The following is an 11848-nucleotide window of genomic DNA, read 5'->3' as shown; positions in this document are numbered from 1 at the left end:
GAACGCCCGGTGAACGTGCACGGTCGTCCGTATGGCGCACGGCGAGTCCGTTCGCCGAGTGCGCACACTGGGCTGCCTCTGGGCGGTGGGATCAGATCGCGCTGCGCACCGGGGTGCCCGCGTCGATCTCGAAGGCGATCACGCCCGCGCGATAGCGATCAACCCCGATCTCGACCAGCCGTCCCTCGGCGGTGACCGTCGTGCGAGCCACCTGCAGCAGCGGGCTCGAACGACGCACGCCCAACAGCGCGGCCTCCTCGGTGGAGGCGGCGGACACCTCAATGCGATGGTTGGTCGCGGCGACGACGATGCCGGCCTCCGCCAGCGCGGCGGTGGTGGAGACGACATCATCGGGCAGGCTGGCCACCACCGGCGTCAGCCACGGTGCCCACACCGATCGCTCCACCATCACCGGACGCTCATCGAGCGTGCGCACGCGCACGAAGCGGGGGAGTGGTTCCCCCAGCCGGATTCCGAATCGCTGTGCCTCGCGCGCCGTGGCCGGTCCGACCTGCCGCGTGGTGATGCGGCCACCAGGAACGCGGCCACCGGCGAGGGCCCACTCGGCAAAGGACTGCATGCGCGCGAACCCCTGTGTGCGGCGGGCATCGAGCACGATCCAGCCGTCGCGGGGCCGAGCCTCGACGAGGGACAGGCGAGCAAGGCGCGCGAGCGCCCCGCGAATCACGCTGCGGGTGGCGGTGTACTCAGCGCCGAGTGCGGCCTCGCTGGGCAGGCGTTCACCCATCGGGAACTCCCCGGCGAGGATGCGGTGCCGCAGGTCGGCGCTGATCTGCGCGGTTCGCGAAGGGGCCGCCTCACCGCCCGCGCTCTCCGATCCCACGTTGGGATGCTACTCGCTGCCCACCCGCCGGCGGGCGTGGCGGAATCAGGGAGCGTCGGGGGAGTACGGCGCTGGGGTTGTTGTGGCCTCCGCCGCCTGCCGCGCCGCCTGCTGCTGTGCGGCGTCCACCTGGAAGCGGTCGGCGACCTCGCGGGGCAGCTCAGACTGCTCGCCGCAGTTGGCGCACTGCATCACGTACTTGCCGTGCCCGAACGGGAAGATCGGGATGAAGAACAGCGTGAACCACGTGCGCCGGCGATACAGGCGCTGCGCGGCGGTCGCGCGACAGAAGCCGCAGACGGTGAACAGCGCGGCGAGGAACTTCGCAGTGCCCCGCGTTCCGAAGATGATCATGATGCCCCCTCAGACGTCGTGAGGGGCCAGCCTATAGCGTCCGATCGCGGACGATAGGCTCGATCAGTGATGACCCCCGACGCCGCACCGCGCTCCGCGCGATCGATCATCCTGTATCTCGTCATCGGCCTCGCGGCCGGTCTCCTGTCGGGTCTGTTCGGTGTGGGCGGCGGAACGGTGATCGTGCCGATGCTGGTGATGCTGCTCGCCTTCGACCAGCGCATCGCCGCGGGAACGTCGCTCGCGGCGATCGTTCCCACCGCAGCCGTGGGCGTGATCTCCTACGCCGTCGGCGGCAATGTCGCCTGGATCCCCGCCCTGATCCTGGCAGCCGGCTCCGTGGTGGGCGCGCAGATCGGCACCGCCCTCCTGCCGCGCATCTCCCAGACGGCGCTGCGCTGGGGCTTCGTCGCGTTCGTGGTGCTGGTGATCATCAGCCTGTTCTTCGTGGTGCCCTCTCGCGATGCCGAGCTCCATGTCACGTGGCTGACCGGCCCCGGACTCGTGCTTCTCGGCCTGGTGACCGGTGTGCTGGCGGGCCTACTGGGCGTGGGTGGCGGCGTGGTCGTGGTGCCGCTGCTGATGCTGCTGTTCGGCGCCAGCGACCTGATCGCCAAGGGAACGTCGCTGCTGATGATGATCCCGACCGCCCTCTCCGGCACGATCGGCAACATCCGCCGCGGCAACGTGGACCTGCTCGGAGGCGCGCTCATCGGTCTGGCCGCGTGCAGCACCACAGCGGTGGGGGCGTACTTCGCGACGAGCATCGAGCCGTGGCTGGGGAACATCCTCTTCGCCGCGTTCATGGTGTACATCGGCGCGCAGATGGCGATCAAGGCCATTCACGGACGGAAGAAGGACTGACAGATGGCCCGGACCGCCGACGCGGTGGAGGGCACCGCCGCGGGCGTGACCGACCTCGTTCCCTCGATCCTCGATCACGCCTGATCTTTTCTCCGGCTCCCCACGGAGGCCCCCCAGAAGCCGGGTCGATAGGATGGCGGGGTGAGTGTGAATCCGGATCTGGTCGGGCGTGTATTCCCGCCGACCGCCCCTTATCTCGTCGCCCGTGAGAAGGTGCGCGAGTTCGCGCGCGCCACGTTCGCCACCGCATCGCAGCACATCGATCCCGATGCGGCGCGTGCGCTGGGTTACGCGGATATCGTCGCTCCGCCGACGTTCGCGATGGTGATCCAGGACCGCACCATGCAGCAGCTGCTCCAGCTGGAGGACTCCGGCATCGAGCTGCACCGACTGGTGCACGCCGAGCAGCGCTTCACCTACTCACGCCCGATCGTCGCCGGCGACGAGCTGGTGGCGCAGCTGGCCGTCACCGGCATCCGCACCCTCGGCGGCAACGCCATGGTCACGAGCGAAGCCACCATCACGGATGCGGACGGCGCTCACGTCGTCACCGCGACGTCCGTGCTGCTGGTGGGAGGAGGAGCGGAATGAGCGCGTTCGAGAAGGGCGACGTCGTCGCACAGCGCAGCGTCCACCTCACCCGCGACAGCCTGGTGAAGTACGCCGGGGCATCTGGTGACTTCAACCCCATTCACTACCGCGACGACATCGCCGCGGAGGTCGGGCTGCCTGGAGTGCTCGCGCACGGCATGCTCACCATGGGCGTGGGCGTGAACACCGTGGCGGAGGCCATCGGCGACACCGGACGCATCACTGAGTACGGCGTGCGATTCACCCGACCGGTCGTTGTGGACGCCGCGGAGGGCGCGCAGCTTGATATCACCGCCGTTGTCGGCGCGGTGCTGGAGGGAAGCGTGCGCATCGACCTCACGGTCAAGCACGGCGAGACAACCGTGCTGGGCAAAGCACAGCTCACGGTTCGCACGGACGCCTGAGCATGGCGGAGATCACCCCGATCCCGCTCAGCGAGCTCACCACCCTGCGTTCCGGTGGTGTGCCCGCGCGCATGATCGACGCGCACACGCGCGAGGAGCTCATCGACGCGCTGCGCGACACTTGGGCCACCGGCGAACCGTGGCTGGTGTTGGGCGGCGGGTCGAATCTCTTCGCCGGCGACGGCGAGCTGGAGCACACCGTGATCCGCGTCCGCACCACGGGCATCGAACGCCTGGACGATCCGGCCGAGGGCGTCGCGCGGATCCGCGCGCAGGCCGGCCACAGCTGGGATGAGCTCGTGGCCTGGACCGTCCAACACGGACTGGCCGGCATCGAGGCTCTCTCCGGAGTGCCAGGAACGGTGGGTGCCGCCCCGGTGCAGAACATCGGCGCGTACGGACAGGAGATCGTCCAGACGCTGGTCGGTGTGGAGCTGATCGACGAGTCCACCGGCGACGTTCTGGATGTGCCCGCCGCGGAGCTCGGACTGGGTTTCCGCACGTCGGTGTTGAAGACCCACTACGGCTCGGTGGCCGAGCGCGACGCCGTGATCTTGAGCGTCACGCTGGATCTCGGCATCGTCGGCGACGCTGCGCTGTCGATCCCGCCCGGACAGCTGCGCACGGCGTTGGGACTGGCCGATCACGAGTCGATGACACTGGCCGAGGTGCGCCGCACGATCGTTTCGATTCGCGCACGCAAGGGCATGGTGCTGGATCCGACGGATCCAGACACGAACAGCGCCGGATCGTTCTTCCAGAACGCCATCGTTCCGGAGGACTTCGCCCGCACCCTGCCCGCCGACTGCCCCCGCTGGCCCGTGGCCGCCGACAGCGGCACCGCGACCGCCATTCCGCTCGCGGCATATGACGGCACGGTGCCTCCGATCGTGGCAGCGACCCCGGACGTCAAGGTGAGCGCTGGTTGGCTCATCGAGCACGCGGGCGTGGCGAAGGGCTTCCGTCTGCCGGGTTCGCGCGCCGCACTCTCCACCAAGCACACTCTCGCGCTCACCAACCGCGGTGGCGCGTCCGCAGAGGAGATCGCCGAGCTGGCGCGCTTCGTGCGTGCCCGCGTGCAGTCGGAGTTCGGTCTCACGCTGCAACCCGAGCCCATCCTCGTCGGCGTCGAGATCTAGACCCCGCTCATCCGGGCGCGACCAGGATCTCCTCGGGACCTGGTGCGGCGTCGCCGCAGGGGAATCACAGATCACCCGTGGCGGGTGGCGCCCACCATCGCGGCGATGAGGTCGGCCTGCGCGACGTCGGCGCCGAAGCTGCCGTTGTTGCGACCGTGACGCAGCACCTCGACGCGGTCGGAGATCGCCTGCACGTCCGCGAGGTTGTGGCTGATGAAGACCACGCCGAGGCCGAGTTCGCGCAGCCGTTCGATGTGGGTCAGCACCTCGGCGGTCTGTGCCACGCTGAGCGATGCCGTGGGCTCGTCCAAGATCACCAGGCGGGGATGACCGATCAGGGTGCGGGCGATCGCCACGGCCTGTCGCTGGCCGCCGGACAGCTCACGAAGCGGGCTGCGGATGGACGGGATGTGAGCGGCGAGGTCGTTGAGGGCGGCACGCGTGGCCACCTCCATCTCGCCCTGCTGCATCCATCCGCCGCTGCCGCGCAGCTCGCGACCCAGGAACACGTTTGCCGTGACGTCGAGGTTCTCGCAGATCGCGAGGTCTTGGAACACGGTCGCGATCCCGAGGGCATGCGCGTCGGAGGGCGAGGCGATCTCGCGCGCATCGCCGTCGATCGTGATCTCGCCGGACGTGGGCGTCAGTGCCCCGGCGATGATCTTCGCCAGCGTCGACTTTCCCGCGGCGTTGTCGCCGATGAGGCCGACCACCTCGCGCGCATGCACGGTGAAGTTGATGTCCTTGAGAGCCTCAACGGCACCGAACTGCTTGGAGACGGCACGCATGCTCAGCAGTGGCGGTGCCGGCTGCGCTGCCGACATCGGAACGGGGAGGCTCATGCTCGCTCCTCGAGAAGGGATGTGGAATCCGTGGACTGCAACACCATGATGGTGGCACCGACCAGTTCGGCGTCGGTGCCGAACGCGGAGGAAACGGGATCCTGGAAGGAATGCAGTCCCGCGGGCGTATGCGCGCGCAGCGCATTGGTGAAGGGAACCATGAAGATCGGGCCAGCCTCGGTGAGCTCCCCGCCCACGCTGACGACGGCGGGGGAGATGGCGCGACCGAGACCGGCCACGACCGTGCCGATGGCGGAGGCGGCGTCGGCGATCACGCGTGCGCAGCCGGGATCGCCCGCCGCCGCCTGCACGATGACATCGCGGAAGCTGAGCTGACCGTAGGTGGCGCGCAGCGGCTCGAGGATCGCGTCAGCACCGGCGACGGTGTCCAGGCATCCCCGCTGGCCGCAGCGGCAGATCGCACCGGCCGGATCCACCTGCACATGCCCGATCTCACCGGCGGCCCCGTCGTGTCCGCGGTGGATGCGACGGTTGATCATGATCCCCGCGCTGGTGGAGTGCGAGGCCCGCACGAAGACGCTCTCCGCGACATCGCGGGCAGCACCCCGGACCGATTCGGCGAGGGCGGCGAGGTTCGCGTCCTTCTCGACGAACACCGGACAGGCGAGTCGCCGGCTCATCACCTCGGCGAGCGGCTCGCCCTCCCACCGGCGCATGATGCCGCGCAGCGCCACGTGACCCGTGGCCGGGTCGACCGGGACGGGAACGGCGATGCAGACGCCGATGAGGTCTTCGGCCTCCGCGGCGATCATCCCCAGCATGTCCACGATGAGCAGGGCGATCCGGTCGAGGACCGTGTCCTCCGCGTGATCGGCCGCGAGGGGCATGGATCGCTCGGCGAGCGAGGTCTGATTGACGTCGCTGAGTCGCACCCGCATCGAGCGATTTCCGACGTGCACGGCGCCGACCACGCCGGTGCGGCGGGCGATCGTGACTAGTTGTGCCCGCCGGCCACTGCGCGATGTGGGGTGCGTCTCCACCATGCCGGACAGAGACAGGTCCTTCACGATGGCCGAGACGGTGGCCGCGGAAAGACCGGTCGCTTCGGCGAGCTCAACCTGAGTGAGCCCGCCGAAGCGCTTGATCGTGTCAATGATCTTCGCGGCGTTCGCCTCGCGAAGTCCTGACTGGGATCCGGCCGGCCATCTGCTCACAGCGCGAGCCTATCGCGGCCACCGGTGCGAACCCGGATCAGCGTGCGGCCCCCGCGCGACGCTTGTTCCAGACGTCGAACGCCACGGCGATGAGGAGCACGAGCCCCTTGACCACCTGCTGCGTGGCCTGGTCCAGGCCCATCAGCTGCATGCCGTTGCTCATGACAGCCATGATCAGACCACCGATGATGGCGCCGCCCACGCGACCCACACCACCCGTGACCGCCGCGCCGCCGATGAAGCAGGCCGCGATGGCGTCGAGCTCGAACATGTTTCCGGCACCGGGCTGGGAGCCGTTGGTGCGGGCGGAGAACACGATGCCGGCGATGCTGGCCAGCAGACCCATGTTGACGAAGATCCAGAAGTTGACCTTCTTCACCTTCACACCGCTGAGCAGCGCCGCGTTGAGGTTGCCGCCGATGGCGTAGACGTGACGACCGAACACCGTCTTCTGCGTGACGATCGAGTACACGATGATCAGGACGGCCAGGATGATCAGCACGAACGGCAGACCACGGCTGCTGGCCAGCTGGAAGCCGAACCACATGACCACCGCGGCGACAGCGACGAGCTTCACGATGAACCAGGGCAGACCCTCCACCGTCTGCTGGTAGGAGATCTTGCCGCGGCGGGCGCGGATCTGCGAGACCACGTAACCCAGCACGCCGATGCCGAAGATCACCAGCGTGAACGTATCCACCCCGTACCCGCCGAACAGTCCATTGAAGAAGCCGTTCGCGATCTGGTAGTACTCACCGCCGAACGGCGACAGCGACACGTTGTTGAGCACCAGGAAGGTGAGACCACGGAACAGCAGCATGCCGGCCAGCGTGACGATGAAGGCGGGGATGCCCACATACGCCACCCAGAAGCCCTGCCACGCGCCCACGACGATGCCGACGGCGAGGGCGGCGAGCACGCCGACCCACCACGGCTGCTGGCCCTTGATCACCACGACGGCGGCCACCGCTCCGGTGAGCGCCACCACCGATCCCACCGACAGGTCGATGTGACCGGCGATGATCACGATCACCATGCCGATCGCGAGGATCAGGATGTAGGAGTACTGCAGGACGATGTTGGTGAGGTTTCCCGGCGAGAGGAAGGTCGGGTTCAGGATCGCGAAGAAGATCACGATCGCCACGAACGCGACGACGATGCCGCTCTGGCGGAGGTTCCGCGTCACGAGGCTCGCGAGATTGTTGACGGCGGTCATCGCTCGTTTGTCCTTTCGAGGGTCATCAGGGTCATGAGGTTCTCCTGGTCGGCGTCCGCGATGGGCACATCACCGGTGATGCGTCCGAACGCCAGGGTGTAGATGCGGTCACAGATTCCGAGCAGCTCGGGAAGCTCCGAGGAGATCACGAGCACGCCCTTGCCTGCGGCGACGAGCCTGTTGATGATCGTATAGATCTCATACTTCGCGCCGACGTCGATTCCGCGCGTGGGCTCGTCGAGGATCAGCACATCAGGCTCCGTCTGGATCCATTTGCTGAGCACCACCTTCTGTTGGTTGCCGCCGGAGAGGTTTCCGACGGTGGCCAGCACGGTGGGCGTCTTGATGTTCATGTCGGCGCGGTAGCGCTCCGCGACAACCAGCTCCTCGTTTCCTTCGATCCACCCACCGCGGGAGATGCGTCCGAGGGACGCGGCCGAGATGTTGTGGCGGATGTCGTCGATGAGGTTCAGGCCGTAGTGCTTGCGATCCTCGGTGGCGTACGCGATGCCCGCGGCGATCGCCTTAGACGGGGTGGAGGTGTCAACCTCACGTCCTCGAACGAACACCTTGCCGCTGGCACCGCGACCGTAGGTCTGACCGAAGACGCTCATGGCCAGCTCGGTGCGTCCGGCACCCATGAGGCCGGCGATGCCGACCACTTCGCCGGCGCGCACGGTGAGGTTCGCTCCCTCGACCACCACCCGCCCGGGCTGGGTGGGGTGATTCACCGACCAGTTCTCGATGCGGAAGACCTCGTCGCCGATGTCAGGCGTGCGCTCGGGATAGCGGTGCTCCAGATCGCGCCCCACCATGCCACGGATGATCCGCTCCTGCGTTGAGGTGGGATCGTGCATGTCGAGGGTCTCGATCGTGCGCCCGTCGCGGATGATGGTGGTGCTGTCGGCGATGGCGGCGATCTCGTTGAGCTTGTGCGAGATGATGATCGACGTCATCCCGTCCTCGCGGAGCCGGCGCAGCAGATCGAGCAGCTGCGCGGAGTCGGTGTCGTTGAGCGCCGCTGTCGGCTCATCGAGAATCAGCAGGCGGACGTTCTTGGAGAGCGCCTTGGCGATCTCCACCAGCTGCTGCTTGCCGACGCCCAGCTGCCCGACAGCGCTCGTCGGGTTCTCATCCAGACCCACCTGCGCCAGCAGCTTCGCCGCCTCGGCGTTGGTGCGGTCCCAGTCGATGAGGCCGCCGCGTCCGCGACGCTCATTGCCGAGGAAGATGTTCTCCGCGACGCTGAGGTAGGGCACCAGGGCAAGCTCCTGGTGGATGATGACGATGCCGACGTGCTCGGAATCGTTGATTGACGAGAAGCGCGCCTCCTCGCCCTCGTAGACGATCTCTCCCTCGTACGTGCCGTGCGGGTAGACCCCGGACAGCACCTTCATGAGAGTGGACTTGCCAGCGCCGTTCTCGCCGCAGATCGCGTGGATCTCTCCGGTCGCGACTTGCAGATCGACGCCCTGGAGCGCCTTGACGCCCGGGAACGTCTTGGTGATGTCGCGCATCTGCAGGATGGGTGCGTTCATGCCGATTCCTCCTTTCACCTGTGCGGATGCAATGGCCTGAGCGGGGGTGCGCCGCGTGTGCGACGCACCCCCGTCTGAGGCGTGCTTACTCCGCGACGCCCTTGTCGACCTCGGCCTGAGTCCAGTAGCCGGAGTCGATGAGCAGCTTCTGGATGTTGTCCTTGTAGACCACATCCGACTGCAGCAGGTAGCTCGGGACCACCTTGACGCCGTTGTCGTACGTCTCGGTGTCGTTCGCCTCGGGCTCCTTGCCTGCGAGGATGTCCTCGGCGACCACCACGGACTGCTCGGCGAGCTTGCGGGTGTCCTTGAAGATCGTCGCGAACTGGACGTCCTTGTTGATCAGGCTGACCGAGGCGATCTCGGCGTCCTGACCGGTGACGATCGGCAGGCCGTCCGCGACGGTCGGGCCCATGCCGACGCCCTGCAGCGCCGTGATGATGCCGCGGGAGATGCCGTCATAGGGCGAGAGCACACCGTTGAGCTTGGTGCCGCTGCTGTACGTGGAGGTCAGCAGGTCCTCCATGCGCTTCTGCGCCGTCTCCTGCTGCCAGCGCAGCGTAGCCGCCTGCTCGATCTTGGTCTGACCCGAGGGGACTGTGATCGTGCCCTTGTCGATGAACGGCTGCAGCGTGTCGATCGCGCCCTGCCAGAAGAAGTGGGCGTTGTTGTCGTCCAGCGAACCGGCGAACAGCTCGATGTTGAACGGGCCGGTGGCCGTGCCTGCCGAGCCGTCCTCCTTCAGCAGGCCGAGGCCCACGAGCAGGGACGTGGCCTGCTGGACGCCGACCTTGTAGTTGTCGAACGTGACATAGAAGTCGACGTTCTTGTTGTCGCGGATGAGGCGGTCATAGGAGACCACCGGGATGTTGGCCGCCGCTGCGGCGTCGAGCTGCGTGGACAGCGCGGTGCCGTCGATGGCGGCGACGATCAGGATGTCTGCACCCTTGGTGATCATCTGGTCGATCTGCTGGCCCTGCGTGGGGATGTCATCGCCCGCGTACTGCAGTTCCACCTGGTAGCCCGCATCCTCCAGGCCCTTCTTCACGGCGTCGCCATCGGCGATCCAGCGCTCGGAGGTCTGCGTGGGCATCGAGACGCCGACGAGGACGTCGCCCTTGTCCGCTGCGCCGCCCGTGGCACCCGAGGTCGCGTTGCCGCCACCTGCACCCGCGCCGCCGCCGGCACCGCCACCGCCGCAACCGGCGAGGGTGAGCATCGCGGCGAGGCCGAATGCGGCCACTGCGTACTTCTTCTTCATTCTGTGAGCTCCTTTGCTGTGAACGTCACGCCGGTCGGCGTCCTCCGATGAAGACTCGAAGGGTCTTCATCGACGGTGATTACTCTGTTGGGTTCGAGACTCGAAGTCAAGTCGTCGATATCGTTTCGTGACTCAAACTCAAGAAAAACTGGGTCTGCGACGCGCACATGGCCCCGATCCACGAGGGACCGGAGCCATGTGCGTACTGCGAAACGGGTTAGCCGAAGAGCTCCTGCAGGCGGTGGACGCCCTCCAGCAGCGCCTCATCGCTGAGGGCGTAGGACAGGCGCAGGTAGCCAGACGGACCGAATGCCTCGCCGGGCACCACGGCCACCTCGACCTCCTCCAGGATCAGATCCGCGAGCTCGAGGCTGGTGATGGGGGTCTTGCCGCGCCAGGTGCGACCGAGGAGGCCGGTGACGTCGGGGTACACGTAGAACGCGCCCTGCGGGGTCGGCACGGTCATCCCGTCGATCTTCGACAGCTCCGACACGATCAGCTGGCGACGGCGGTCGAAGGCCCGACGGAACTGCTCGGCTTCGTCCTGTGGACCGGTGAGGGCCGTGGCGGCAGCGATCTGGGCGATGTTGTTGACGTTGCTGGACAGATGTGACTGCAAGTTGCCGGCCACCTTGATCGCGTCCGCGGGACCCACCATCCAGCCCACACGCCATCCGGTCATCGCGTAGGTCTTCGCGACGCCGTTGACGAGGATGGTCTGGCCTGCGAGCTCCGGCACGGCCTCGACGATCGAGAGCGCCGTGACGCCGTCGTAGGTGAGGTTCTGATAGATCTCGTCGGAGATGACCCAGATGCCGTTCTCCAACGCCCACTCGCCGATGGCGCGGGTCTCCTCCGGCGTGTAGACGGCGCCGGTGGGGTTGGAGGGGGAGACGAACACGAGCACCGTGGTCTTGTCGGTGCGGGCGGCCTCCAGCTGTTCGACGGTGACCTTGTACTCCTGGTCGGAGCCGGCGAAGACCTCGACGGGGATGCCGTCGGCCAGCTGGATGGCCTCGGGGTAGGTGGTCCAGTACGGTGCCGGCAGCAGCACCTCGTCGCCCGGGTTCACCACGGCCTGGAAGGCCTGGTAGACGGACTGCTTGCCGCCGTTGGTGACGATCACCTGGCTCGGCGCGACCTCGAGACCCGAGTCGCGCAGCGTCTTCGCCGCGATCGCCTCGCGCAGCAGCGGAAGGCCGGCGGCGGGGGTGTAGCGGAAGTTCTTCGGATCCTTCAGAGCCTCGGCCGCTGCGTCCACGATGAACTGCGGCGTGGCGAAATCGGGCTCGCCCGCGGCATAGGAGATCACCGGTCTGCCCGCTGCCTGCAGCGACTTGGCCTTGGCGTCGACCTTGAGGGTCGCGGACTCGGCGATGGCGGAAAGTTTGCGGGAGAGGGGAGCGCGCTCAGTCACCCCCCGAGCGTACCGCGCAGCGCGATTCTCGTGCTCCCGTTCGTCACACAGTTCTCCGAAGAACACACCACGCAGGCCCCGCGAGAATGCCACCCAGGCCCCGTGAGAATGCCAAATGTGGGCGAGAATCGACGCGTTGCGCGGATTCTCGCCCACAGAGGGAAGTCTCGCGGGATCAGGAGGCGGGATCAGGGGTGCAGGTC

General features: G+C 67.4%; 12 protein-coding genes. 4 read left to right on the top strand and 8 right to left on the bottom strand.

Annotated features, from left to right (window positions below; all coding sequences use genetic code 11):
- Positions 1-91: 91 nt before the first annotated feature.
- Together ACI3KU_RS08490 and ACI3KU_RS08485 are read right to left on the bottom strand one after the other, a co-directional pair.
- Positions 92-844, bottom strand: a complete 753-nt coding sequence (locus ACI3KU_RS08490; protein WP_404921879.1) for a GntR family transcriptional regulator — start codon at positions 842-844, stop codon at positions 92-94.
- A gap of 45 nt (positions 845-889) precedes the next feature.
- The gene (locus tag ACI3KU_RS08485) at positions 890-1198 is read right to left on the bottom strand and encodes a zinc-ribbon domain-containing protein (protein ID WP_404921878.1); all 309 of its coding nucleotides are present in this window, start codon (positions 1196-1198) and stop codon (positions 890-892) included.
- A gap of 69 nt (positions 1199-1267) precedes the next feature.
- Here ACI3KU_RS08485 and ACI3KU_RS08480 point away from each other — a divergent pair, with 69 nt between their 5' ends.
- The 4 genes from ACI3KU_RS08480 to ACI3KU_RS08465 all read left to right on the top strand — a co-directional run bounded on the left by ACI3KU_RS08480 (position 1268) and on the right by ACI3KU_RS08465 (position 4196).
- A complete protein-coding gene (locus ACI3KU_RS08480; RefSeq protein WP_404921965.1) occupies positions 1268-2062 on the top strand; it encodes a sulfite exporter TauE/SafE family protein in 795 nt (264 codons plus the stop codon).
- A 141-nt stretch (positions 2063-2203) separates the two neighbouring features.
- Positions 2204-2653 (top strand): MaoC family dehydratase N-terminal domain-containing protein, encoded by a 450-nt coding sequence (locus ACI3KU_RS08475; protein WP_404921877.1) that lies wholly within the window; start codon positions 2204-2206, stop codon positions 2651-2653.
- A complete protein-coding gene (locus tag ACI3KU_RS08470) occupies positions 2650-3057 on the top strand; it encodes a MaoC/PaaZ C-terminal domain-containing protein (RefSeq protein WP_404921876.1) in 408 nt (135 codons plus the stop codon). Before ACI3KU_RS08475 ends, ACI3KU_RS08470 begins: the two co-directional genes overlap by 4 nt.
- Before the next feature lie 2 nt (positions 3058-3059).
- Positions 3060-4196 (top strand): UDP-N-acetylmuramate dehydrogenase, encoded by a 1137-nt coding sequence (locus ACI3KU_RS08465; protein WP_404921875.1) that lies wholly within the window; start codon positions 3060-3062, stop codon positions 4194-4196.
- Between the two features lie 71 nt (positions 4197-4267).
- Here the strand turns inward: ACI3KU_RS08465 and ACI3KU_RS08460 are convergent, their stop codons facing one another.
- The 6 genes from ACI3KU_RS08460 to ACI3KU_RS08435 all read right to left on the bottom strand — a co-directional run bounded on the left by ACI3KU_RS08460 (position 4268) and on the right by ACI3KU_RS08435 (position 11645).
- Entirely contained in the window at positions 4268-5038 is a 771-nt protein-coding gene (locus tag ACI3KU_RS08460) for an ATP-binding cassette domain-containing protein (protein ID WP_404921874.1), read from the bottom strand.
- Positions 5035-6213, bottom strand: a complete 1179-nt coding sequence (locus ACI3KU_RS08455) for an ROK family transcriptional regulator (RefSeq protein ID WP_404921873.1) — start codon at positions 6211-6213, stop codon at positions 5035-5037. Before ACI3KU_RS08455 ends, ACI3KU_RS08460 begins: the two co-directional genes overlap by 4 nt.
- 37 nt (positions 6214-6250) lie before the next feature.
- Positions 6251-7429, bottom strand: a complete 1179-nt coding sequence (gene mmsB, locus ACI3KU_RS08450) for a multiple monosaccharide ABC transporter permease (protein ID WP_404921872.1) — start codon at positions 7427-7429, stop codon at positions 6251-6253.
- Positions 7426-8967 (bottom strand): multiple monosaccharide ABC transporter ATP-binding protein, encoded by a 1542-nt coding sequence (gene mmsA, locus ACI3KU_RS08445; protein WP_404921871.1) that lies wholly within the window; start codon positions 8965-8967, stop codon positions 7426-7428. The genes mmsB and mmsA overlap by 4 nt, the downstream gene beginning before the upstream one ends.
- 85 nt (positions 8968-9052) lie before the next feature.
- Positions 9053-10228: a multiple monosaccharide ABC transporter substrate-binding protein gene (gene chvE / locus ACI3KU_RS08440; RefSeq protein WP_404921870.1), complete on the bottom strand. Its 1176-nt coding sequence runs from the start codon at positions 10226-10228 to the stop codon at positions 9053-9055.
- A 217-nt stretch (positions 10229-10445) separates the two neighbouring features.
- Positions 10446-11645, bottom strand: coding sequence for a pyridoxal phosphate-dependent aminotransferase (locus ACI3KU_RS08435; RefSeq protein WP_404921869.1), 1200 nt, complete (start codon positions 11643-11645; stop codon positions 10446-10448).
- Positions 11646-11848: the final 203 nt, after the last annotated feature.

The sequence above is a fragment of the Microbacterium sp. ZW T5_56 genome (assembly GCF_044987425.1).
Classification (GTDB): Bacteria; Actinomycetota; Actinomycetes; order Actinomycetales; family Microbacteriaceae; genus Microbacterium.
This window is presented reverse-complemented; position numbering and strand designations above follow the sequence as displayed.

Coding starts and splice junctions, on each gene's coding strand:
- ACI3KU_RS08485 (WP_404921878.1), bottom strand. CDS start 1,198: ATGATCATCTTCGGAACGCGGGGCACTGCGAAGTTCCTCGCCGCGCTG.
- ACI3KU_RS08480 (WP_404921965.1), top strand. CDS start 1,268: ATGACCCCCGACGCCGCACCGCGCTCCGCGCGATCGATCATCCTGTAT.
- ACI3KU_RS08470 (WP_404921876.1), top strand. CDS start 2,650: ATGAGCGCGTTCGAGAAGGGCGACGTCGTCGCACAGCGCAGCGTCCAC.
- ACI3KU_RS08465 (WP_404921875.1), top strand. CDS start 3,060: ATGGCGGAGATCACCCCGATCCCGCTCAGCGAGCTCACCACCCTGCGT.
- ACI3KU_RS08460 (WP_404921874.1), bottom strand. CDS start 5,038: ATGAGCCTCCCCGTTCCGATGTCGGCAGCGCAGCCGGCACCGCCACTG.
- mmsB (WP_404921872.1), bottom strand. CDS start 7,429: ATGACCGCCGTCAACAATCTCGCGAGCCTCGTGACGCGGAACCTCCGC.
- mmsA (WP_404921871.1), bottom strand. CDS start 8,967: ATGAACGCACCCATCCTGCAGATGCGCGACATCACCAAGACGTTCCCG.
- chvE (WP_404921870.1), bottom strand. CDS start 10,228: ATGAAGAAGAAGTACGCAGTGGCCGCATTCGGCCTCGCCGCGATGCTC.